2 rRNA genes are annotated in these 568 nt (G+C 51.8%); both read left to right on the top strand.

What is annotated here, in order from left to right:
• A 23S ribosomal RNA gene (locus RCF13_RS02345) occupies positions 1–129 on the top strand; the annotation flags it as partial.
• 61 nt (positions 130–190) lie between these two features.
• A 5S ribosomal RNA gene (gene rrf / locus RCF13_RS02340) occupies positions 191–307 on the top strand.
• The last annotated feature ends 261 nt before the right edge of the window (positions 308–568 follow it).

Genomic DNA, 568 nt, shown 5'->3' with positions numbered 1-568 from the left:
AAGCCCCCCTCAAGATGAGATTTCCCACATTGGTAAGACCCCTTGAAGACGACGAGGTAGATAGGTTGGAGGTGGAAGTGCAGCAATGCATGGAGCTGACCAATACTAATCGGTCGAGGGCTTATCCTAACGAAGATGATTATGATTCTTTACTTTCGCATTCAGTTTTTAAGGTACAATACCTTATCTGTTTGGTGGCGATAGCGGAGGGGTTCCACGCGTACCCATCCCGAACACGACCGTTAAGCCCTCCAGCGCCGATGGTACTTGGACCGCAGGGTCCTGGGAGAGTAGGACGCTGCCAAGCAGACAAAGACCACTGACTTCTGTCGGTGGTTTTTTTCTATATTCGGAAGAAGTCAGGGAACGCGGGGAACGGACAGGGCATGGCATCCTGGAGGGGGAAGCGCATCTTGGAGACGTATCCCGTCCAGAGGCGTCATTGCATCTTGGAGGCGTAGGCTCATACAGAGGCGTTATTGCATCTTGGAGGCGTAGGCTCATACAGAGGCGTTATTGCATCTTGGAGGCGTTATTGGAGAGGCTTTATCGTATCCTGGAGCATCAT

It is taken from the genome of Stenotrophomonas maltophilia group sp. RNC7, assembly GCF_030910085.1.
Lineage (GTDB): Bacteria > Pseudomonadota > Gammaproteobacteria > Xanthomonadales > Xanthomonadaceae > Stenotrophomonas > Stenotrophomonas sepilia.
This window is presented reverse-complemented; position numbering and strand designations above follow the sequence as displayed.